20 protein-coding genes are annotated in these 23102 nt (G+C 45.9%); 4 read left to right on the forward strand and 16 right to left on the reverse strand.

Annotated features, from left to right (window positions below; all coding sequences use genetic code 11):
- Positions 1-6 precede the first annotated feature (6 nt).
- The 3 genes from IEY09_RS02330 to rpoE are packed head-to-tail and all read right to left on the reverse strand — an operon-like array spanning position 7 to position 2183.
- A complete protein-coding gene (locus IEY09_RS02330) occupies positions 7-939 on the reverse strand; it encodes a MucB/RseB C-terminal domain-containing protein (RefSeq protein WP_037427579.1) in 933 nt (310 codons plus the stop codon).
- A 12-nt stretch (positions 940-951) separates the two neighbouring features.
- Positions 952-1563, reverse strand: coding sequence for a sigma-E factor negative regulatory protein (locus IEY09_RS02335; protein ID WP_055646699.1), 612 nt, complete (start codon positions 1561-1563; stop codon positions 952-954).
- Between the two features lie 41 nt (positions 1564-1604).
- Complete coding sequence (gene rpoE, locus IEY09_RS02340; RefSeq protein WP_037415584.1) at positions 1605-2183, reverse strand: RNA polymerase sigma factor RpoE; 579 nt, start codon at positions 2181-2183, stop codon at positions 1605-1607.
- Positions 2184-2372: 189 nt separating this feature from the next.
- On the opposite strand from rpoE, the gene nadB reads away from it, so the two are divergent.
- Positions 2373-3986: an L-aspartate oxidase gene (gene nadB, locus IEY09_RS02345; RefSeq protein WP_037415581.1), complete on the forward strand. Its 1614-nt coding sequence runs from the start codon at positions 2373-2375 to the stop codon at positions 3984-3986.
- Between the two features lie 151 nt (positions 3987-4137).
- Here nadB and IEY09_RS20190 read toward each other — a convergent pair whose 3' ends face one another.
- The 10 genes from IEY09_RS20190 to rppH all read right to left on the reverse strand — a co-directional run bounded on the left by IEY09_RS20190 (position 4138) and on the right by rppH (position 12858).
- Positions 4138-4578, reverse strand: a complete 441-nt coding sequence (locus IEY09_RS20190) for a protein YgfX (RefSeq protein WP_172589578.1) — start codon at positions 4576-4578, stop codon at positions 4138-4140.
- Complete coding sequence (locus tag IEY09_RS02350; protein WP_139122633.1) at positions 4559-4807, reverse strand: FAD assembly factor SdhE; 249 nt, start codon at positions 4805-4807, stop codon at positions 4559-4561. The genes IEY09_RS20190 and IEY09_RS02350 overlap by 20 nt, the downstream gene beginning before the upstream one ends.
- Before the next feature lie 84 nt (positions 4808-4891).
- Positions 4892-5800: a transcriptional activator NhaR gene (gene nhaR / locus IEY09_RS02355; RefSeq protein ID WP_037415659.1), complete on the reverse strand. Its 909-nt coding sequence runs from the start codon at positions 5798-5800 to the stop codon at positions 4892-4894.
- Positions 5801-5894: 94 nt separating this feature from the next.
- A complete protein-coding gene (locus IEY09_RS02360) occupies positions 5895-6281 on the reverse strand; it encodes a hypothetical protein (protein WP_037415577.1) in 387 nt (128 codons plus the stop codon).
- A 2-nt stretch (positions 6282-6283) separates the two neighbouring features.
- On the reverse strand, positions 6284-7453 hold the full coding sequence (gene nhaA, locus IEY09_RS02365; protein WP_188869701.1) for a Na+/H+ antiporter NhaA: 1170 nt from the start codon (positions 7451-7453) through the stop codon (positions 6284-6286).
- A gap of 117 nt (positions 7454-7570) precedes the next feature.
- Complete coding sequence (thyA, locus tag IEY09_RS02370; protein WP_037415574.1) at positions 7571-8365, reverse strand: thymidylate synthase; 795 nt, start codon at positions 8363-8365, stop codon at positions 7571-7573.
- On the reverse strand, positions 8365-9171 hold the full coding sequence (gene lgt / locus IEY09_RS02375; protein WP_037415571.1) for a prolipoprotein diacylglyceryl transferase: 807 nt from the start codon (positions 9169-9171) through the stop codon (positions 8365-8367). The genes thyA and lgt overlap by 1 nt, the downstream gene beginning before the upstream one ends.
- Before the next feature lie 45 nt (positions 9172-9216).
- Positions 9217-10017 (reverse strand): sulfite exporter TauE/SafE family protein, encoded by an 801-nt coding sequence (locus IEY09_RS02380; protein WP_037415568.1) that lies wholly within the window; start codon positions 10015-10017, stop codon positions 9217-9219.
- A 58-nt stretch (positions 10018-10075) separates the two neighbouring features.
- Positions 10076-12310, reverse strand: a complete 2235-nt coding sequence (ptsP, locus tag IEY09_RS02385) for a phosphoenolpyruvate--protein phosphotransferase (RefSeq protein WP_047537749.1) — start codon at positions 12308-12310, stop codon at positions 10076-10078.
- A 23-nt stretch (positions 12311-12333) separates the two neighbouring features.
- Positions 12334-12858: an RNA pyrophosphohydrolase gene (gene rppH, locus IEY09_RS02390; protein WP_037415562.1), complete on the reverse strand. Its 525-nt coding sequence runs from the start codon at positions 12856-12858 to the stop codon at positions 12334-12336.
- A gap of 690 nt (positions 12859-13548) precedes the next feature.
- Here rppH and mutH point away from each other — a divergent pair.
- Positions 13549-14220, forward strand: coding sequence for a DNA mismatch repair endonuclease MutH (mutH, locus tag IEY09_RS02395; RefSeq protein WP_188869702.1), 672 nt, complete (start codon positions 13549-13551; stop codon positions 14218-14220).
- A 183-nt stretch (positions 14221-14403) separates the two neighbouring features.
- Positions 14404-15411 carry an adenylate/guanylate cyclase domain-containing protein gene (locus tag IEY09_RS02400; protein WP_211164521.1) on the forward strand — a complete coding sequence of 336 codons (1008 nt, stop codon included), beginning with the start codon at positions 14404-14406 and terminating at the stop codon, positions 15409-15411.
- A 29-nt stretch (positions 15412-15440) separates the two neighbouring features.
- On the opposite strand, the gene oxyR is transcribed toward IEY09_RS02400, so the two are convergent.
- From oxyR to mnmL, 3 genes are all read right to left on the reverse strand, one after another.
- Positions 15441-16352, reverse strand: a complete 912-nt coding sequence (gene oxyR, locus IEY09_RS02405; RefSeq protein ID WP_050991326.1) for a hydrogen peroxide-inducible genes transcriptional activator OxyR — start codon at positions 16350-16352, stop codon at positions 15441-15443.
- Positions 16353-16581: 229 nt separating this feature from the next.
- Positions 16582-16947 (reverse strand): Hpt domain-containing protein, encoded by a 366-nt coding sequence (locus tag IEY09_RS02410; RefSeq protein ID WP_037415552.1) that lies wholly within the window; start codon positions 16945-16947, stop codon positions 16582-16584.
- A gap of 185 nt (positions 16948-17132) precedes the next feature.
- The gene (gene mnmL, locus IEY09_RS02415; RefSeq protein WP_144345786.1) at positions 17133-18062 is read right to left on the reverse strand and encodes a tRNA modification radical SAM protein MnmL/YtqA; all 930 of its coding nucleotides are present in this window, start codon (positions 18060-18062) and stop codon (positions 17133-17135) included.
- A 586-nt stretch (positions 18063-18648) separates the two neighbouring features.
- Here mnmL and gltB point away from each other — a divergent pair.
- Positions 18649-23097: a glutamate synthase large subunit gene (gene gltB, locus IEY09_RS02420; RefSeq protein WP_069454482.1), complete on the forward strand. Its 4449-nt coding sequence runs from the start codon at positions 18649-18651 to the stop codon at positions 23095-23097.
- Positions 23098-23102 lie beyond the last annotated feature (5 nt).

The raw sequence follows: 23102 nt of genomic DNA on the forward strand, positions 1-23102 counted from the left end.
ACCGCTCTATTTTAACATCAAACTTTTCGCGATACGGGCTAAGGTCTCAGTTGGCACTTTACCCACAGCCACCACTTCAGCATTACCGACTTTTTCTGACACTAAAGATAAGCCATTACGCGTAATTAACTCTTCAGGCAATGGCGTTGCTCCAGCCCGAGCAACATAAATAGAAATATTGGCTAAGCCATCAGTCAAGGCAATATATTCAACTGCCTCGTGGCTACCAATCAAACGGTGATGATCACGCACTACTACGCTAAATCCAGCGGGGAGCCAAGAAAACTGCCAATTTTGTCCATCTTGACGTTCAGCCTGATCGATCACAGCAGGCCATTCTTGCTTGTAGGCTTCCTGTAGAATCGATGGGGGCTCGCTAAATTCAATTAATTCAATCACCATTAGTTGTTCAAGCAATTGCTTATCTTGAGTCAACATGTCATATCTGAGTGGCAAATAGGTGTCCATATCTAACCAGATTTGGAAACCATATCGGTATTCATCATTAGGCAACAAGCGGATCATTTGCCCTGGGCGCCCAGCAATGCGAGTGCGGCCCCCTAATACAAATTGATAACCCACTTCTAAATCGCTCATTTTTGATGAGAAAGCCGCAGGCCACACGCCCTGAATATGATTAGAGATGATACTGTATGCGGGTTGATCATGTTCGATAAAGGTGACCCGATTTCCCACTCTTACCGCATTTTTGGGAGGACCGTTGAGGTACTCAAGAAAGGCAACTTCTTGATTATTCACCTTACCGTGAAGATAAACCAAAGGCCGAATATGGTCGGCCTGAAGTTGTATAATCGATGCTTTAAATTCTTTCTCTTTTAAAGCCTGACTCATTTTCTCAAGCCAGACTTTGGCAGGCATATCTTCCTGCGCCACCGCAGGAAATACCAAGGCTAACAAAGCCAACAGGATTAGACGCAAGCTAACTCCTTACTACTGATTGACAGGAACGGGAATAACCTCGCTATTGTCTTCTACAACGGCACCCGTATTCAATCGTTGTTGTAACATATGATCTTGTATATACGTATTAATTCGGCGACGTTGCTCGTTCATTTGGTCATTAGTGTAGCTCTGATTTTGTTGAACAGGCCCCGTCTGTAAGCTCACTGGCGACGCACTACCCATCAAAGGACGAGTAACAAGCACAGGTGATGGCGACGCGGCATCATCAGCTGTTTGGTTAAAGTTCTGTACGCCGACGATGGCAAACATGGCCACAGTAGCGGCAATTGCATACTGACCAAACTGCTTAAATAGTGGCACTACGCGGTTTTTATCCGTTGTAACTTGTTCAGTAACGCCTATCGGAGCCTTGGCTTGGGGCGAGACAATGGCAGGCTCAAGCTCAATTGCAGCAGCAATACTTGCACTAAGGTCTAACGCCATAGTCTGGGGTAATTCACCCCGCATAGCATCACCTATCAAATGATAGTTACGCCATTTATTATGTGAATGCGTATCGGCAGCAAGTTCTGCCATCGTCTGCACATCTGTCTCTCCATCGACAGCGGCTGATACCCATTCTTGACCTAATTTATCCATTGTTCACCTGTCTAAATTTAAGGGTTTCTTAAAATAAGAATTTAGGCTTCCAGCAAAGGCTGAAGCTTTTTATCGATTGCCTCACGGGCACGGAAGATTCGAGATCTTACCGTTCCAACAGGGCAATCCATGATGATGGCGATATCTTCGTAACTCATCCCATCGAGTTCACGCAATGAAATCGCCATACGTAATTCTTCCGGCAATGTTTCTAATGTTTCGAAAACCACTTTCTTGATTTCATCCGATAACATTAGTCGCTCTGGGGAGGCAAACTCCTTTAGCGCATCACTACCTTCATAATATTCGGCATCCTCGGCATCGACATCATTTGCAGGCGCCCTGCGCCCCTGTGATACGAGGTAATTCTTAGCCGTATTAACGGCTATGCGGTACAACCAGGTATAAAACGCACTTTCACCACGAAAGTTTGGCAAAGCTCGATAAGCTTTAATAAACGCTTCCTGTGCTACATCAGCAACGTCGGCTTGGTTACGCACGTAGCGTGAAATCAAGCTAATCACTTTACTCTGATATTTAAGCACTAACAGGTTAAAAGCGTTTTTATCTCCCCGTTGTACGCGCTCAACTAATTGTTGATCACTTATTTGTCCACTCATCCGAGCCGACTTCTCCCAAATCTAAAATGCTGATTTCTCAGTCGCTCGAATCATATTCACTTATGTAGACTCGCGTGCTTTGAAAAAGTTCTAAGAATTATACAAAAAAAGTAAGGTTAAAAGGAAAGTACCCATAATTCGTCAGTTGGTTTACCATAGATGGTACTCTCAGTCATAGCATGATACCCGATGAAACAAGTAGTTGAACACCAATCTGACATATTAGTCATAGGTAGCGGTGCCGCAGGTCTGACACTAGCTTTGCATCTTGCTGAAAAAGCAAACGTAATTCTGCTTTCAAAAGGCCCTCTCTCGGAAGGGTCGACATACTACGCGCAGGGCGGTATCGCCTCCGTCTTCGATGAAAGTGATACTATCGAATCCCATGTAGCCGATACATTAGTGGCTGGTGCTGGTTTGTGCGATAAAGAGGTGGTGACTTTTACCGCCGAAAACGCCAAGAGTGCAATGCAATGGCTAATCGAATGTGGCGTGGCTTTCGATAAAGAAGAAGCCACGGGGAACAATGCTAAAGATGCCCCTTATCACCTTACCCGCGAAGGCGGCCATAGCCATAGACGCATTCTACATGCTGCGGATGCAACGGGCAAAGAGGTGCAGACCACACTGCAAGAACGAGCCCTCGCCCATCCAAACATTCAAGTTTTAGAACGCTATAACGCCATCGACCTTATCACCACCCGCAAATTAAATCGTCCCGGTAATCGCGTGTTAGGTGCCTATGTGTGGAACCGAAATGCCGAGCAAGTTGAAACCATCAAGGCTAAGTTTGTCGCTTTAGCCACTGGCGGTAGTTCTAAGGTTTACCAATATACTTCAAATCCCGATGTGGCTAGTGGTGATGGTATTGCGATGGCATGGCGGGCAGGTTGCCGCGTTGCCAACATGGAATTCAATCAATTCCATCCAACTTGCTTATACCACGCTGATGCCCGTAACTTTTTACTGACCGAAGCTCTACGTGGTGAAGGTGCCTATTTGCGTCGCCCTGATGGCAGCCGCTTTATGCCAGACTTTGATGAACGTGCAGAGTTAGCTCCCCGTGACATCGTTGCCCGCGCCATTGACTATGAGATGAAACGTCTCGGTGCCGATTGCGTGTATCTGGATATCAGCCATAAAGATGCTGACTTTGTAATGAAGCATTTCCCGACGATTTACAGTCGCTGCTTAGAACTCGGTATTGATATTACAAAGGACGCTATTCCGGTCGTCCCGGCAGCCCACTATACCTGTGGTGGGGTGATGACAGACTTACATGGTCAAACCGATCTCAATGGTCTCTATGCCATTGGTGAAGTCGCTTATACAGGCTTGCATGGCGCCAACCGCTTGGCAAGTAACTCGCTGCTTGAGTGCTTGGTATTTGCGCGGGCAGCCTCCCAAGATATTGAGAGTCAACTGCATAAAATCCCCTTACCAGGCCCAATTCCCGCATGGGATGAAAGTAAAGTGTCTAATTCTGATGAAGAAGTCGTTATCGCCCACAACTGGCACGAACTGCGCCTGTTTATGTGGGACTATGTGGGTATCGTACGCTCAGATAAACGCTTAGAGCGCGCACTGCGCCGCTGCTTGATGTTGCAGCAGGAAATCCAAGAGTATTACAGCAACTTCAGAGTCAGTAATAACCTGCTTGAACTGCGTAACTTAGTGCAAGTGGCGGAACTCATTATTCGCTGCGCGATGGAACGTAAAGAAAGTCGAGGGCTGCACTATAATATTGACCATCCTGAAAAGTCAGCTTCTCCACTACCGACCATTTTGCAACCTGAAAAATAAGCGGATAGCTTAACTTAAACGCTTTTAACGGGCTAAATCTTAACAAGGATTTAGCCCGTTTGTTATTTAGACGGTGTGAAAGTCGCATCACTCACAGTTCAGATTCAGATTCAGATTCAGATTCAGATTCAGATTCAGATTCAGATTTAGATTAAAGTAGTTCGTGTTGGCTCACAGCCTGAGTTTTAACTTTAAGTAATAGCCGACACAAGTGGCGATAATCTGTATCACTAAACATATCCGCCCATAGAGGTAAGAGATGCAACCTATCGGCAGATTGATAGTAAACCAAGCAGATAAACGGCGTTACCCAAGTTCTGGGCAATACATGAAACGCCTCCCCCGTTGATAGCCAGCCGTCTCCTTGACCATTAAGCTCAAAACGGCAATGCCATTTCCTCAGTTGCCATAACTGAGAGCACAAGAATCCCAATATTAAGACGGCGAGTATAGCCCTCAGTTCATGTAGTACTGCGGTATCCGTTTCTGGCCAGAGAAGTAAAGAAGTGCTACAGACACAAACAAATACGACCAACGAGAGACGTTGGTCAAAGGAGGCTTTTACACTAAAACTATGGCGCAGCTCGGCCACGGACTTGCACTACCATGCGGGCAAGCTCAGGATCAGGGCAAACTTCATGACCCATAAACCATGCAAATAATTCAGGATCTTCACACTCGAGCAAACGAATAAACAGGGCTTTATCTTCATCAGACAAATCCTGATAAACATTCTCAACGAAGGGCTGGAACAAAACGTCTAATTCGAGCATTCCGCGGCGACATGCCCAACGGACCCGTGCAATGTTCATTAACTCCAAGTTAATCTCTCCCAAAACAAAATTCGCCTTAGTCTACCAGTTCAGTCCATGGAGTGTCGATGCAAGCGTTGTTGAAACACAAGTTTAATACTGCTTAACTTGAGTATCTAATCCGGCAAATAAATCACTAAAATCCGTTTCTAGGAGGCGTTTAACTGCAGGATGCTGGATCATCCGTTCGGCAAACATCACATGGTACTCTTCTTTCACATCTAAGGTTTCACCAAGTAAATGCATGCCATGGGAAATCACTTCTTGGGGATAAATCGACGGCATGACAAAGATACCGCGCTTAAGGTAACCAAAAGCCTTCATCATGGCCGCATCATCAAACTCTCCTAAAATACTCACCTTAAGATTTTGCTCATCAAACCAACGATATAGTTGCTGACCGAGCGAAGTTCTACGACCGGGAATCAATAGCGGCCCTTGCTCTAAACAGGCAGGGAAATCCGCACTGTAAGCTTCAGCAGAAAAGAAACTCACACCACACTCACCCAGTTTTTTCGATAGAATTTCGGGATATTTAAGTGACTCGCCCGCACAGTCTGAAAGGATCATATCGAGTTTATGCTCGCGTAAGCGAGACATTAAGCTTTCATGGGTCGCCTCATAACAGGCAAGGTGCATAGAGCCATCATTAGGAACAACCGAGAGCAACACTCTACTTGATAAGGCTTTCGATAAAGCATCAGCAATCCCAACCTCAAATAGAATAGCGTCATCTTTTTGATAGTTAAGTAAATCGAGCATCTCATAACTGAGAGAAAACATTCTATCGGCATAACGAAAGACGAGCTCTCCGAGCTCTGTCGCTTCTAGATTTCTGCCGACACGTTTAAATAAGCTACCGTTTAGCCTGTCTTCTAAGGCGCGGATTTGCCCAGTAATCGTTTGTGGAGCTAAATAAAGGGCTTCTGCAGCTTTTGCCACAGAGCCCTTTTTCTTAATCATCCAAAAATAGTAAAGATGGTTGTAATTGAGATGGAGCATCGCCAATGAGCTTCCTATTAGGGATGCCACAGCATCTATGCTGTGGCATATCGGGTAGCAATGACCCAGCTTAACAAATAATGAGTCAATATCGCTATTTTAAACGCTGGCAATCCAATAAGTTAACAACGATTCCTTGAAGTTGCTCTAAATCTGCGGCAGTACCAGTGCTAACCGCTTCAGTCACCCCAGAGACTAAACTGTCACGATCAGGAATTCGACTAGCACAATAAGTACGGTTTGCTTCTTGGAAACGTTTACCGCCACGGTATTTTAATGCTCTAGACTCGTAACCATTGGTTTCAAGCCTCGCGCCTAATGCCTCAGGTTTAAACATTAATGCCCCATCAACTATCCCCTCAAGATAGCTTTGGCAGGTTTGTGATGCGACATCTTTGTTACAGGCATCAATTTGCGAAGCCATGGCACTTGAAGATAATGCTAACAATGCAGCAACTCCCACTAATTTCATATTTATCATAGTTATACTCCTTTTTTTGGTAACACTTTTGATAACCAGAAATACCCGATCAAGGCTGCGAGAATTGAGCCAATCAAGGTGCCAAGGCGTGCTAAATCGCCGAACATAGGGTCTGCCTGCTCAAATGCCAACGAAGCAATAAACATCGACATGGTAAAACCAATCCCGCACATCGCCGCCACGGGTGCGATCTGTTTCCAACCGATACCATCAGGCAACTGTGCCAACTTAAGCTTGACAGCAACAAAGCTAAACAGCATCACCCCTATCGGTTTACCTAACATTAATCCCAACGCAATCCCCACTGGCACAGGGGAAATAAGCGTATCTAAGCTCATGTTTCCTAAAGCGACTCCGGCATTAGCAAAGGCAAATACAGGCAGAATTAGGAAGGTGCTCCATGGGTGTAAACTATGCTCTAAATGCTCAGAAGGCGAACTACCATCTTTTGCCCGAAGAGGAACACAGAAGGCAATAATGACACCCGCTAATGTGGCATGAACACCTGACTTGAGCACTGCAACCCACAGGATAAGCCCTAATACGCCATAGGGTGCTAATGAAGTCACTCCTTTACGGTTTAAAGCAACTAAACCAACAATCGCAATACTGGCAATGATTAAACTAATGGTTGATAAATCGGTACTGTAGAAGAGGGCGATAATCACAATAACGCCTAAATCATCAATAATGGCTAATGCCAGCAGAAAGACCTTTAAAGCAACGGGTACGCGGCTACCTAGCAACGCCATGATCCCCAAAGCAAAAGCAATATCCGTCGCTGCAGGAATTGCCCAACCCGCTTGAGTGATAGGATCACCATAGTTAAATAAAAGATAAATTCCCGCAGGCACTAACATGCCACCAATGGCAGCAAAAGTTGGCAGAGAAGCCTGTGCCACACTCGATAATGCGCCTTCGAGTAGCTCGCGCTTAACTTCTAAACCAATCAGCAAGAAAAACAGCGCCATTAGACCGTCGTTAATCCACAGCAACAATGGCTTATGCAGATCGAGTGCACCGACACGCACCTGTACTTCAGTACCGAGAAAACCTTGATAGAGTCCCGCGAGAGGAGAATTGGCCATCAGCATGGCAAAGGCAACGGCAATCAATAAAAGGATGCCGCCGGCGGACTCTTGGCTTAAAAAATTTCTAATCGCTTTTTCCATCTTGCACTCCCAAAAATCATAATAGATTGAGTGTAGACGAAGAAAATGAACAAGTATAATCGTTAGTTTCGACAAAACACCTCGGCTATTCCGAGGTGTTGGTCGATTAATTCGCCATTAAACGGCAACAGGCGCTTTGATATGTGGATGTGGATCGTAGTGGGTCAGTTCGAAGTCTTCGAATTGATAATCGAAAATAGAGGCAGGTTTACGCAAAATTGTCATGGTGGGTAAAGGTCTTGGCTCACGGGTCAACTGCAACGCAGTTTGCTCCATATGGTTGGAGTATAAATGTGTATCGCCACCCGTCCAAACAAAGTCACCTAAGGCTAAATCACATTGTTGCGCGACCATCATCGTCAGCAACGCATAGCTGGCGATATTGAATGGCAAACCTAAAAATACATCACAACTGCGTTGGTACAACTGGCAGGATAATTTGCCGTCGGCGACATAAAACTGGAAAAACGCATGGCATGGCGCCAGTGCCATTTTATCCAGCTCGCCCACGTTCCATGCAGAGACAATCAAACGGCGCGAGTCGGGTTGCGATTTAATTTGCGCAATGACCTGCGAAATTTGATCGATAGCCTCACCACCTTGGGTCGGCCAACTGCGCCACTGCGCGCCGTACACAGGGCCTAAATCGCCGTTTTCATCGGCCCATTCATCCCAAATACTGACCTTATTGTCACGCAGATAAGCAATATTGGTCTCCCCTTTCAGGAACCACAACAGCTCATGGATAATCGAGCGCATATGGCACTTCTTGGTGGTCACTAAGGGGAAGCCCTTACTCAAATCGAAACGCATTTGATAGCCAAACACCGAGCGAGTGCCTGTACCTGTGCGGTCTGATTTATCCACACCTTCGGCTAAAATGTGTTTCATCAAGTCTAAATACTGCTGCATTACTGCTTACCCTCTGGACGAAGAATTAAATATAAACCGAAGAGGATCATCGGCACTGAGAGGATCTGCCCCATTGTCATAAAGCCCCAATAGAGTCCTAACTGTGCATCAGGTTGCCTTACCGTTTCGACAATCACGCGGAAAATACCGTAGCCTAGTAAGAACATACCCGATACTGCGCCGACTTTCTTAGTACGTTTACTGAACCAATAAAGGAGCAAGAATAATGCAACACCTTCAAGAGCAAATTGATAGAGCTGCGAGGGATGGCGTGGTTCTGGTCCACCGCTTGGGAACACCATAGCCCAAGGCACATCAGTCACGCGGCCCCATAGCTCACCATTTATAAAGTTACCAATACGGCCGGCCCCAAGCCCAATAGGCACCACGGGCGCCACCATATCCGCCACGGCAAAGAAGGTACGCTTTTGCTTCCAAGTGATATAAATCATGGCGGTAATCACCCCAATCAAACCACCGTGAAAGGACATGCCACCTTCTGAAATTTTAAATAAATACATTGGACTAGCGAGAAAATAATCAAAATGATAGAAGAGCACATAGCCAATACGACCGCCTAATATCACCCCTAGGAAGCCATAAAACAGTAAATCGGAAACCTGCTCTCTCGTCCATAAACCATTGGAACGGTCAGCCTGACGATTGAGTAACCACATCGCCGCCACAAAACCCACTAAGTAAGTAAATCCATACCAACGCAGCGCAGGTTCAAAGGTTTGTCCAAAAATATCAAAGGGACCAAACTTCACGATCACAGGATCGATATTGGGAAAATTCAATGCCATAACTTATCCATCAACAGCCTCAAATTGAGGGCTAAAAACTAAAAATCAGCTCAGAATTAATTTGAGACCGACACAAAGGAGTAAAAGTGCAAATATTTTTTTAAGGACTGGGGTGGGCCAAGTGCTTGCAGCCTTCACACCAACCGGAGCCATTAAAATTGAGGTTATGATTAAGCCAAATAACGCCGGTAAATAGATATAGCCTAAGGTACCATAAGGCAATTCAGGGGCATTCATGCCCGCAATAATATAGCCGAAACTGCCAGAAAGAGAGATTAAAAAGCCCATCGCAGCAGAAAAACCTACGGCTTGACGCATCTGTAAACCATAAAAAGTCAAAAATGGCACTATCAGTATACCGCCACCTATTCCTGTCAAACCGGCCAAAACCGCAATCAAAGCTGATACAACAAAAAGCACGACTGAATTAGGTAATTGGCGATTTGATTCGGCTTTTACGGGATAAGCCATTTGAATTGTCATTAAAATCACAAAGATGGCAAAACCTTTCTGTAAAGCATCAGCAGGAATACGCTCAGCAATAAAACCTGAAGCCAGCGCGCCTATAATCAGGCCCGGTAACATTGATTTGAACAATTCCCAAGGCACATTACCGCGCTTATGGTGGGCACGTGCCGATGAAATAGAGGTAAGAATAATGGCGGCTAGCGAAGTGGCAATCGCAATATGGGGTAGCTGAGTTGAGCTAATACCGACCGATGGCAAAATATAAAGCAATGCAGGCACGACAATCAAGCCGCCGCCGATACCTAATAATCCTGCCATAAAACCGACAAACGCACCTAACGCCAAGCAAATAAAGAACACCAACAACAAACTATCCACACGAATACCTACAGCGTGATTAAGTGAAGCCTTAGCTTAAAGCAAAAGGCACGATTAGTTAATTAAGAATTGTGGCTAATCCTTGCTGAGTAAAATATTCTTTAACCAGCTCACGCACTTGGAAACCGTTAGATAGGCTTAACGCCTGCGCGAGTAGCTGTGCTAAATCATCACCAGAGACTCGGCGCAGCAGATAGTTAATTCGCGCTAAACTGCCTTGGTTCATACTCAATTGGTTGTATCCCATCGCCACAAGCAAGATCGCGCCCATGGGCTCGCCAGCCAACTCACCACAGATACTGATATCAAGATGATGATATTCACAATCTATTCTTGCCTGATGTAAGGCCCGCAAAATCCCCGGATGATAACTGTCAAATAATGAACTGACCCTCGGGTTATTGCGATCGACTGCGAGTAAATATTGGGTTAAATCGTTACTCCCAACTGACACAAAATCCACTCTCTTTGCCACTTCATCTAACTGATATAGCATTGCAGGCACTTCGAGCATTATGCCAATACGCGGCATTTCGATATTGCTGTTGACATCATTTTTGAGTTCAACATAGGCCTGCTCTAAGTAGGCTAACGCTTGATCGATTTCATCTAAATTACTGACCATGGGTAACAAAATGCTTAACTGCTTGCCTTCTGCGCCAGCCTGTAACATGGCCCTTAACTGCACAAGAAACAGCTCAGGGTGATCCAGTGATAGTCGAATACCACGCCAACCGAGGAAAGGATTGTCTTCTTTAATCGGGAAATACGGCAAAGGCTTATCGCCGCCAACGTCTAAGGTTCTCATCACTACAGGGCGACCCGAAGCCGCTGAGAGTACCTGTTGATAAACCTTTACCTGCTCGGATTCACTCGGAAAACGCTGCTGCAACATAAAGGGGATTTCAGTGCGATATAACCCAATACCATCTGCCCCTTCGGCAATTTCCGAGGCGACACCACTGAGTAATCCCGCATTGAGATAGAGTCTAATTCGCGTGCCATCAAGCATCACAGAAGGCAGCGCTAACTCCTGTGCGTATTGGCGCTGCAACGCTTTTTGCGCTGAGATAAGGCTGCGATATTCGCTAACAATAGCAGGCGATGGCGACACCATAAGCTGCCCACGGCTGGCATTGACGACTAACAGCTTTTGATCAATATCAGCGGAAAGCAACTGTTCAACGCCTGTAATCGCAGGTACACCAAGCGCCCGCGCTAAAATCGCCGCATGGGAGTTAACGCCACCGAGCTCGGTCACAATCCCAGCTAATTTTTGCCGAGGAAATTCAGCCAACATTGTAGCATCGGCTTCTTTCGTCACTAAAATTACAGGTTTATCAGGTTCATGCTCTAATCGCTCAGGCTCAATCAATTGCCTTAGCACCTTTTGCCCCAAATCGCGGATATCACTCGCCCGCTCCTTGAGATAAGGATCTTCCATCGCCAAAAACTGCTGAATATAACGCAACGAAACCCGGCTCACCGCCGATTCAGCCTCCCAGCCCTGCTGTACTTCACGGGTATATTCACCACCGAGGCTGGCATCATCGAGTAGTAACTGTAAAGCATTGAATATTGAGGCGACCTCCTCATCCTGTTCTCGGTCGAAACGCTGAGATAGCGCACCAATCGCCTCTTTACAACGCCCCATTGCCGCGACTAAACGGCTGGATTCAAGGGCAATATCCTCGCAGCGCACATCGGGCTGTTCGAGGGAAATCTCCCCACCGAGCACTAACGCGTGTGCAATAGCGATCCCACTGGATGCAGATGTCCCTTGGAATAAAATCTGTTGATGGAGTGAACTGACCTGCGCCTTTTGTTTTAATCCTCGGATCGCCATCGCAAGCTGCGCAGCCAAGGTCATTAAAAAGGCTTCTTCGCCTTCGCTAAATTGCCGTGCACTAGCTTGCTGCACCACAATCACACCCACAACCGCTTTTTGATAAATAATAGGGACAGCTAAAAAGGCACGGTATTCTTCTTCTGCAACCTCGGGAAAGAGCTTAAAGCGCGGATGTAAACGTGCATCGGCTAAATTCACCGCCTCCTCACGCTCGGCAGCTAAGCCCACCAAGCCCTGAGTTAAAGGCATGCGCACTCGACCGACAGCGCTCTTTTCGAGACCATCGGTTGCGGATAAAACGAGTTCTTGCTGCTCTAGGATATAGACCGAGCAACATTGGGTTTCCATCGCAGCCTTGGTCGATGAAACTAGGACTTCTAATGCGGTTTCTAAGCTGTGGGCAGAAGCCACAGCTTGGGTAATATCCCTGAGCGTATTTAACACTGTTTTCAATCCTCTTTTGAAAATCAGCCCGTTGTCTTTTGTCTTACCCGCTTCCTCGGTATTTCCTGGGTTTGGAATGACAATGCCGTTACCGCAAATTCTTTCATGACCTTACGATAAACATCACGCTTAAATGAGACAACCTGCCGCACCGGATACCAATAACTTACCCAGCGCCAATCGTCAAACTCAGGGTGGCCTGAAGAACTTAAATTAATCGCACTATCTTGGCTTTTGAGTTGTAACAGAAACCACTTTTGCTTTTGGCCAATACACACAGGCTTACTGTCCTGTCTCACTAAGCGTTTAGGTAAACGGTATCTTAGCCAAGAGCGCGTCGAGGTTAATATAGTGACATGCTCGGGTTTTAAGCCAACTTCCTCATACAATTCACGGTACATTGCCTCTTCGGCCGATTCACCATCATCTACACCGCCTTGGGGAAACTGCCATGAGTGTTGTCCAAACCGTCTGGCCCACATGACTTGGCCATATCTGTTACAAATTATTATGCCCACATTTGCGCGAAAGCCGTCGCTATCAATCACATGGACTCCAAATAAGGATAAATTTTAATAAAGCGATTGTTTCACAAAGCCCGTCTCTCAGCAAACCTCTATTTTCAGCTTATCTTTGGATAAATAGTTTCAACTTACTACTTTATCAACAACTCATCGACTTAATCTAAGGGGATATCCACATTTTCTGTGGATATCTCTGTTTGAAACTAGGGTAAACTAGGTATATCGTTCAAAAAACAACAAATAGAATATACATCACAACGCATACCACATCAAAAAAATAACCTATAAATCATCAGGATAAACCTTAACAATTTACAAAATATCTATCCAAACACACAAATGCTCACTTTTTAACCTAAAATAAATTCTATTATTTAATTAGAGTAATCCTTAAATGTTATACACAGAGCACACCCAAAATTACCCACATTCCTATTTAAAAATGCCACTTACTACCATTGACTCAAAGATTTTATTCAGTTAAAGGCACACGCATTGTGAGTTATCCATAATATCTGTGGATAAATATGTGAGAAACGCAAGGGAAAGCCGAGAGTAACTTTGAACACTTTAACTGACACTTGCCTAAAATCAGATAAAAACAATAAAAATCATATTGTTAAACACAAAAAGTTAGCAATGCGTTTATTCTTATTTTAATGTTCATTTTTTGACCTTGGTTGCTAAGCAGTTATTTTCCAGTAAAATTCGCCTATGAAACCTATTATTCCCCCTCAAAATCTGAGCGAATTGCTCGAACGTGCCAATATGTTGGCCGGCGTATCTTTGGCGCAAATTGCTGCCCATCGCGGCATTCATGTCCCCGACAATCTGAAACGCGATAAAGGTTGGGTAGGACAACTCATTGAAATGGAATTAGGTGCGATAGCAGGTTCGAAACCCGAGCAAGATTTTCTTCACCTCGGAGTAGAGCTAAAAACTATCCCCATTGATCATCAGGGCAAACCACTAGAAACCACCTATGTGTGTGTTGCACCGCTGACCAATATCGAAGGATTAACTTGGCAAGACAGCTTAGTGTGTCACAAGTTACAACGAGTACTGTGGGTACCAGTAGAGGGGGAGCGACATATCCCTGTGGGTGAACGCAGAGTTGGCACACCAATACTGTGGCAGCCCGATCCACAAGAGCAAGCATTACTGCAACAGGATTGGGAAGAAATCATGGAGCTGATTGCTCTTGGTAAAGTCGAAAATCTCACCGCTAGGCACGGTGAAGTTCTCCAATTACGCCCTAAAGCTGCTAATAGTAAGGCATTGACTCAAAGTATTGCCGAGGATGGCAGCCTCAAAATGACCAATCCTCGCGGTTTTTATCTCAAGACCGCCTTTACAGCAATGATATTAAATAAAGTGTTTGGTTAAATTTTCGTAGCTATATAGCGTTGTATTGATCCAGATCACAAATATCACTGGCACTCTAGTGATGATTTTCTATAAACTACGGCATCCTGAAATATATGGCCGTATTCGGATACAAAACCCGTTGTGAGAACTCGTAGACAAGCGAAAAAACTTCTTTTTGCGATATTAGCTTGGGCGATAGCCATGGCTGCATTCGTGTTTTTTCGATATGCCCAATCACCAGAACTGCCGCAATGGGCTGTAGGTTCGGCTGATCTCGCGACACTCGCCGTCTATATGGGGATTATTTTTGGCAGCTTACACTGGATGTCCAATCTGATAGCTGATTTTAGCGCTATCAATCGCCTACCTTATATCTTCTCAGTCATTTTTAAAGGATTGTTCCTGTTATTGGGTGCAACAACCTTAGCTTATATGACCCAATTTCTAAATATGTGGGCCATTGAAAATCACATGTCGACTCTTAGACAAATGCTTACGGCGCATATTCTCTATAGTCCCTCATTCCAAGCCTTAATTGTTTATTTAGTCGTAGTACGAGTGAGCTTAGCCTTTGTTGAGCAGATGGGGCTTTTAGTTGGGCCACGTATTTTACTCAATATTGGTTTAGGTAAATACCATAAGCCAAGATACGAACAGCGTTTATTTCTTTACTTAGATATGGTCGCCTCAACAACTCACGCTGAATCCCTTGGCGATTATCGCTTTAGTCGCCTAATCCAAGATAGTTTTAGCTTACTTTCAGATACTGTGAGTAATAACGAAGCTGAAATCTACCGCTATATGGGTGATGCCGTATTAATCCATTGGCCCTTAGAGGAAGGTGTTGTGCACGACCGCTGCATGAATATCTATTTTGAATTTAGCCAGCAATTAAATTGGCAGAGACGTTACTTTGAAGAACACTATGGTTTTGTGCCTAAATTTAAAGCGGCAGCTCACTGTGGGCAAGTCGTTGCAGCAGTTGTTGGTGTTCAAAAACAAGAAATTAGCTTCTTTAGTGATGTGCTAAATACGTTAGCGAGACTGCAGGATCAATGTAATCCCTTAGGACAGCGTATGTTGATCTCTGGCGCCTTAGCGGGACGACTCGATAATCCTAACAGTGAGTATCGTTTGACTAATCTGGGCCCAATTAAATTAAAAGGGAAACAACACTCGATTGAAGTGTTTGGTGTTTCCCCTTTATAAACCTCACCAAAAGCAAAAATACTCAGTGATTATGCGGTTTCGTTAGCTAACAATTTTTGGATCAATAAACCTAGCGTACGGAAAGTTAAAATTCGGCTGGTTGTTTGTCGCCATACTAAACCGATATCGCGATATGGCGCTTCACCTGGCGGAGTCATTACCACCAGATCGGTATCATTCAAGATCCCTGCATCAATCGCCATTTGCGGTAAGAACGTTGTGCCCAGTTTGCTATTTACCATTTGTACTAAGGTATGCAGACTCGTGGCAGCAAAAGGATTGACTTTAGCACTGTCGCCCAACTGACAAGCAGTAATGGCATGGCCAGTAATACAATGCTCGCTCTGCAACAGAAAAATACTCTCATCAGGTAATGTCTGATAATCGATCGGCTGATGAATTCCCCCCACTAAATCTTTGTGGATAACCATCTTAAAGGGATCAATACCTACCTTCATGCTGTGGTAGCCACTGGTATCAACGGGTAGAGCAAGAATGAGTATATCTAATTCCCCTTTACCCAACGCATCGAGTAAGCGCTCTGTTGTATCCTCTTTGAGTAATAGGCTCATCGCGGGATAAGCGTGTTGGCACTGTTTGACAACGCGGCTGAGTAAAAATGGAGCAATGGTAGGAATACAACCTAAGCGGATATCCCCCGTCATAGGCTCACCTTGGTTTTTAACCAATTCAACTAAATCATCTACATCCGTGAGGATTTTGCGAGAACGTTGCACCACTTCCTCACCAATAGCGGTGAACATAAAAGACTTGTGATCCCGTTCAATTAACTGGTGGCCAAGCTGTTCTTCAAGATTCTGAATGCCGCTTGACAGAGTCGATTGGCTGACAAAACACACCTTAGCGGCGCGATTAAAATTCTGCTCTTGATGAAGATTCACCAAGTAATATAGATTCTTAAGGCTAGGTAAATTTTTCATTTTATCGATTGCCACTACGGTTATGAATTAATAAATTTAATCAACTCTACCATAAGTTATCAACTAAAACGCGGCTAAATTACTCAATAGTGTGAGCAAAATCGATTTTCAATCAAGGTAAAACGCTTGAGGCGACTCAGAATAAAGGAGGGAAAAGCAAAAGGGGGGATAAAACGGGAAGGAAGAAGTTATCGAGGTGCAACCTTTACGCCGCACCTCGCAAACCAAACTAGGCTTTAGCCTGTAAGAATTGCTTTAATTGCTGCAGATCGGCACTCGCAAATTCAACAATTTGCGCGACCCAAGTTGCATGTTCAACTTCCCAACGCGCTTCTTCGCCATGCTGCAGTAATTGGGCAATTTGCTGAATACGTTTTAAACCAACTGAACCCGCTGCACCTTTAAATTTGTGGGCCTCAGAACATAAAGTGTCCTTGTCAGCAGCTTCGTTAGCCTTTACTAGATTCCCAACATATTCAGGCATTAATTGCTCAAATAACACCACGCTCTTTAGCAAAGTACCGGCACCAATCGCGCTGCAATACTGTTCTAACGTATTGAGATCTAGAATTGTCTCTAATTCAACTGTGGCCATCTAGGCCTCCCTTAAGTAGTCCAATGCTTAAAACAAATTTATGACATGATACCCACTAAAATTGTCAGCGCAACTTATAGCAGCATTTGTGGTCAAAAGAAGTTTTTATTAACAAAAAATCAACTATATCAAATACTATTAGCGATAAAAAATTACCAAATGAATCCATTCAGCAAATATGGACATTATGGTCGCGCTAATGCCGCCCCTTGTCCACCCTTACTCGCAAGATCCTCAACAATCGCCACTAAGCCATTCCAACGATAACCACACCAATCGGGTGCCAGCAGTATCGGTTTTTTCGCATAGGCGGTCACCCGATGAAAGATCACCTCTTTCGGTGTATGTCGAACCAGTTCGCCGACACAAGCCGCATACTCCTCAATACTGAGCAAAGGTAAGCGCCCTGCACGCCAAGCTTTTGCCATAGTACTGCCCTCAACCACATGTAATGGATGAAGCTTTAAACCATCTACGCCCTGCGTCAGCACGGCCTGAAGGGTCGCCATGTAATCGAGACGAGTCTCACCGGGTAAACCTAAGATAAGGTGGGTACACACCTTTAATCCTCGACTTCTCGCCCGCAAAACGGTATCGCAATAACAGGCAAAATCATGGCCACGATTAATCTTGTATAGTGTCTTGTCGTTGGCGGTTTGTAGCCCAAGCTCCAACCACACATCAACGCCTTTTTGCTGGTAACTTGCTAGTAAATCTAACACATTATCTGGTACGCAATCAGGACGAGTGCCAACACACAGGCCCACAATCTCACTGTCTTTGACCGCCTCATCGTATTTAGCCATCAGCACTTGATACTCATCATAAGTGCTCGTATAAGCCTGAAAATAAGCGATAAACTTATCCGCATTCAGCTTGGGTTTCGCCTCCTTATAACGGGCTTTCCCTTGTTCTAGCTGCTCACTGATGCTAAGTGTTTCCGTTTGCTGATAACTAAAGGACGCCACGTTGCAAAAGGTACAACCACCACGTCCAAGCGTGCCGTCACGGTTAGGACAAGTGAATTTGGCATCTATGGTGAGCTTGCGTAATCGCTCACCGTATTTAGCCTTACAAACAGCACCAAATGTGTTTACATATGCATCGAGCCCCATTAGCTCGCCTGCCATATTTCATGTCGTTTCATTAAAAATAACCAAGATAAAATCACAAGAAAGAAGAAATAATGATGTGTAGATAGACGAAAAAACTCATGATAAACAAAGCGAGCACACTTTTCTTGGCGGTAAATCAAACTCTCATAATATTCACCATATCCAAGCTAAAAACCTGAGCCGCCCCTCACAGTGCCTTTACATTCTGTGATAGCACTCACAACCAAACAGAATAACAATTCACTTATTTCATATTTTTATACACGCACTGTATTTGCAATAAAAATCACTATTTCTAAATCAAAAACAATCCGCGCCAATGTTACATTTTGGTAACTTGCAAGTTTTTCATTTTTTAAAATTCTTTTTATTCATAATGTTATACGGCACTTTAATCAGTTAACGTTAACGTCAAGCAATTGTGTTTTGTGTATGAAACATGAATTAATACCCATATTTTATGCAAAATTTTGGTTTGACCTTTAGTTAATCTCAGGATAATTTGGGTGGTTCGGGTGCATATCTATAGAAAGTCTTTACATTTCTCCCGAGTAGTAATTTCGTTGAGGTCAAGGGAGGTTTTTGTATGAGCTTATATCATCCCAGTTTTGAGCGGGACAATTGTGGGTTTGGCTTGATTGCACAAATGGATGGCGAAGCCAGTCATCGTATAGTGCGCACAGCCATCCATGGCCTTGATCGCATGAAACACCGTGGCGGTATCGCCTCTGATGGTCGAACTGGGGACGGCTGTGGTTTATTGATGCAGCTACCATTGCAATTCTTTGAGGCCGTAGCCGCAGAAAATGACTGGCACTTGAGCCGCAAATTCGCTGTAGGCATGTTGTTTTTAAGCCAAGATGAGGAATTAGCCGACCAAGCTAAATTCATCCTCGAACGCGAACTGGAGCGTGAAACATTAAGTATCGCTGGTTGGCGTAAAGTCCCTATCAATCCTGAGGTATTGGGTGAGATTGGTAAATCGAGCCTACCGCAAATCTATCAAGTGCTGATTAACGCCCCCATTGGTTGGCGTGAGAAAGATCTTGAGCGACGTCTCTACATGGCTCGCCGCCGTTTAGAGCAACAAATTACTGACGATAAAGACTTTTATGTCGCGAGTCTTTCAGGCCAAGTCATCGTCTACAAAGGCTTGATGATGCCTGCCGACTTACCCGCATTCTATCCCGACCTTGCCGATATCCGTTTGAAGAGCTCTATTTGTCTATTCCATCAACGCTTTTCAACTAATACTTCACCTAAATGGCCACTCGCTCAGCCCTTTAGGTATCTTGCCCATAACGGCGAGATCAATACGATTACCGGTAACCGCCAATGGGCTCGCGCTCGCGCCTATAAATTTAATTCGCCGCTGCTGCCTGACTTACAGCAGGCGGCCCCCTTTGTGAATGAAACGGGTTCTGACTCCTCCTCCCTCGACAATATGCTCGAGATGCTGCTCTCAGGCGGGATGGACTTATACCGCGCCATGCGTTTGCTGATCCCGCCAGCATGGCAAAGTAACCCTGAGATGGATGACGAGCTAAAAGCCTTCTATGACTTTAACTCCATGCATATGGAGCCATGGGATGGTCCTGCGGGGATCGTAATGACCAACGGCCGCCACGCCGCTTGCGCGGTCGATCGTAACGGTCTGCGCCCATCTCGGTATGTGATCACCAAAGATCGTATCTTAACCCTTGCCTCAGAAGTCGGCATTTGGGACTACGCCGCCGATGAAGTGATTGAAAAAGGCCGTGTCGGCCCTGGCGAGTTGTTAGTGTTAGATACATTAAATGGCCGTCTATATCAGTCATTCGAAATCGATAACGATCTTAAGCGTCGCCACCCCTACAAAGAATGGATGGCCAAAAACAGTCGTACTTTAATTCCTGCCGAGCAGCTAACGACAGAGCAACATGGCGCCAGTGAATTAAGCCCTGAGCAACTACTGCAATACCAAAAGCAATTTGGTTACACCCGCGAAGAACTTGAACAAGTGATTTGGGTGCTGGCAAAACAAGGCGAAGAAGCGACAGGCTCCATGGGCGATGATACGCCAATGGCCGTATTGTCGAAAAAGTCACGCTCGCTCTATGACTATTTCAGGCAAAAATTCGCTCAAGTCACTAACCCGCCTATCGATCCATTGCGTGAAAAGCACGTGATGTCTCTGGCGACCTGTATCGGCCGCGAGCAAAACCTCTTCAACGAAACTACTGGCCATGCCTATCGAGTGATGTTCAACTCACCGATATTATTATTCAGTGATTTCAATCAATTACTCGGATTAGATAGCACTTACTATCGCGCCAATATCGTCGATTTAAACTACGATCCGAAGGAAGGCTTAGAACAGGCGATTCGCCGTATCACCTCGGAAGCCGAGCGTTTAGCCCGCAGTGGCACAACGCTGCTGATTTTATCCGACCGCGCAATTGATAAATCGGCGCAGGTAATTCCGGCGGCCATGGCGGTCGGCGCAGTACAACAAATGCTTGTGAGTAAGAGCCTACGCTGCGATACCAACATCATTGTTGAGACCGCCTCGGCGCGAGATCCGCACCACTTTGCAGTGCTACTCGGCTTTGGCGCCACGGCGATTTATCCCTATTTAGTGTATGAATCAATCTCAGATCTGGCTAAACGTCATGGACTGACCGACACCACGGCATTGATGCTCAACTTCCGTTACGGCATCGAGAAGGGTCTACGTAAGATCATGTCGAAGATGGGGATCAGCACCGTCGGTTCCTACCGTTGTAGCCAACAGTTTGAGGCCATTGGTATTGCCAGTGATGTGATTGAACTCTGCTTTAAAGGTGTGGTGAGCCGTATAGAAGGCGCAAGCTTTGAGGATATCGCCAACGATCAAGCGCTGCTGCACAAGGCCGCTTACCGCGCCCATGTGCCGCTGCCACAGGGTGGTTTACTCAAATACGTGGATGGCGGTGAGTACCACTGCTTCAACCCAGATGTGGTCAACACATTGCAGGCATCCTTAATCGACAAAAATTTTGCGACCTATAAGAAGTTTGCCCAATTAGTCGATAACCGCCCAGTTGCCACCCTAAGGGATTTGATTGGCATTAAGGCTGACCAAGCCGCAATTGAACTGGATAAGGTCGAAGCTGCTAGCCACTTGTTCCCACGTTTTGACAGTGCGGCCATGAGTATCGGTGCCTTAAGCCCAGAGGCCCATGAAGCATTAGCCATTGCCATGAATCGCTTAGGCGGCCGCTCCAACTCGGGCGAAGGTGGTGAGGATGCTCGCCGCTTTAACACCGAACGTAACTCGGCGATTAAACAAATTGCCTCGGCACGTTTTGGCGTAACCGCCCATTACCTAGTCAATGCCGATGTGTTGCAGATTAAAGTGGCCCAGGGTGCAAAACCCGGTGAAGGCGGACAACTGCCAGGCCATAAGGTGAGTGTGGAAATTGCAGGGCTGCGCCACGCGCGCCCAGGTGTAACCTTAATTTCACCACCACCGCATCATGATATTTACTCTATCGAAGACTTAGCCCAGCTGATTTTCGATTTAAAACAAATCAATACCAAGGCACTGATCTCTGTGAAGTTAGTGTCTGAGCCCGGTGTCGGCACTATCGCTACAGGTGTGGCAAAAGCCTATGCCGATATGATCACTATTTCTGGCTACGATGGTGGCACAGGCGCGAGCCCTATCACCTCGGTGAAATACGCCGGCAGCCCATGGGAACTCGGCCTTGCCGAAGTGCATCAATCTCTGGTGGAAAATGGCCTGCGTCATAAGATCCGCTTGCAGGTCGATGGCGGCCTAAAAACCGGAACCGACGTCATCAAGGCGGCCTTACTCGGCGCCGAAAGCTTTGGTTTTGGGACTGTGCCTATGATTGCCTTAGGTTGTAAGTACCTGCGTATTTGCCACCTGAACAACTGCGCTACTGGTGTCGCAACTCAGGACAAGAAACTGCGCGATAACCACTACCACGGCTTACCAGAGCGAGTGATGACTTACTTTGAGTTTGTCGCCGAGGAAGTGCGCGAATGGATGGCAACCCTAGGGGTCAGCAAGTTCGAAGACTTAGTGGGCCGCAGTGAGTGGCTACATACCTTAGAAGGCCAGACCGATAAACAACGCGGACTCGATTTAGCGCCGATCCTGTATCAGCCTAAGGTCAGAGCCAGCACCTCGCGTACTTGGCAGGAAACCAATCCACCAGCAGATTTAGGCTTACTCAACCAACATCTGCTCAACGAGTGCCAGAGTGCAGTAGATAAGGGCGAGTGTTTCGATGCCGCTTACAGTATCAACAACACTGACCGCTCAGTGGGCGCACGCCTGTCGGGCTATATCGCAACTACCCTTGGCGTTAAAGGCACTAAGGCACCGATTAAACTCAGCTTTAATGGCAGTGCCGGCCAAAGCTTTGGGGTATGGAACAGCCCAGGCCTCGAACTCAAGCTCTGCGGTGATGCCAACGACTACGTCGGTAAAGGCATGTCGGGCGGTAAGATTGTGATTTATCCACCGCTGGGTAGCCCATTCCAGAGCGAGCGCAGCGCGATTGTCGGTAACACTTGTCTGTATGGTGCGACTGGTGGACGCTTCTTCGCCGCAGGTCAAGCGGGTGAACGCTTTGCGGTACGTAACTCGGGCGCGATTGCTGTAGTTGAAGGCTTAGGCGATAACGGCTGCGAATACATGACCAGCGGTATCGTTGTCGTGCTCGGTAAAACTGGGGTGAACTTCGGCGCAGGGATGACGGGCGGCTTTGCTTATGTCTTCGACCAATTTGGCCGCTTTAATCGCCGCGTCAATAGCGAACTGGTAGACACCCAAAAGCTCGAATCGCCTATTCATCAGCAACATTTAAAAGGCTTGATTGAGGAGCATGTGGCCGAGACTGGCAGTGAGCACGCGAAGATGATCTTAAGCGACTTTGCCAACTGGTTAGATTGCTTTGTATTAGTGAAACCGAAAAATATCGCCGTTGCAGATCTGCTCAAATTAGAGCAATCGAGCCCGGAACTGGCAGTAAAAGCGGGGTAATAGCA

It is taken from the genome of Shewanella xiamenensis (assembly GCF_014647135.1).
Classification (GTDB): domain Bacteria; phylum Pseudomonadota; class Gammaproteobacteria; order Enterobacterales; family Shewanellaceae; genus Shewanella; species Shewanella xiamenensis.

Coding starts and splice junctions, on each gene's coding strand:
- IEY09_RS02335 (WP_055646699.1), bottom strand. CDS start 1,563: ATGGATAAATTAGGTCAAGAATGGGTATCAGCCGCTGTCGATGGAGAG.
- rpoE (WP_037415584.1), bottom strand. CDS start 2,183: ATGAGTGGACAAATAAGTGATCAACAATTAGTTGAGCGCGTACAACGG.
- nadB (WP_037415581.1), top strand. CDS start 2,373: ATGAAACAAGTAGTTGAACACCAATCTGACATATTAGTCATAGGTAGC.
- nhaR (WP_037415659.1), bottom strand. CDS start 5,800: ATGCTCCATCTCAATTACAACCATCTTTACTATTTTTGGATGATTAAG.
- IEY09_RS02360 (WP_037415577.1), bottom strand. CDS start 6,281: ATGATAAATATGAAATTAGTGGGAGTTGCTGCATTGTTAGCATTATCT.
- nhaA (WP_188869701.1), bottom strand. CDS start 7,453: ATGGAAAAAGCGATTAGAAATTTTTTAAGCCAAGAGTCCGCCGGCGGC.
- thyA (WP_037415574.1), bottom strand. CDS start 8,365: ATGCAGCAGTATTTAGACTTGATGAAACACATTTTAGCCGAAGGTGTG.
- lgt (WP_037415571.1), bottom strand. CDS start 9,171: ATGGCATTGAATTTTCCCAATATCGATCCTGTGATCGTGAAGTTTGGT.
- mutH (WP_188869702.1), top strand. CDS start 13,549: ATGAAACCTATTATTCCCCCTCAAAATCTGAGCGAATTGCTCGAACGT.
- IEY09_RS02400 (WP_211164521.1), top strand. CDS start 14,404: ATGGCTGCATTCGTGTTTTTTCGATATGCCCAATCACCAGAACTGCCG.
- oxyR (WP_050991326.1), bottom strand. CDS start 16,352: ATGAAAAATTTACCTAGCCTTAAGAATCTATATTACTTGGTGAATCTT.
- IEY09_RS02410 (WP_037415552.1), bottom strand. CDS start 16,947: ATGGCCACAGTTGAATTAGAGACAATTCTAGATCTCAATACGTTAGAA.
- mnmL (WP_144345786.1), bottom strand. CDS start 18,062: ATGGGGCTCGATGCATATGTAAACACATTTGGTGCTGTTTGTAAGGCT.
- gltB (WP_069454482.1), top strand. CDS start 18,649: ATGAGCTTATATCATCCCAGTTTTGAGCGGGACAATTGTGGGTTTGGC.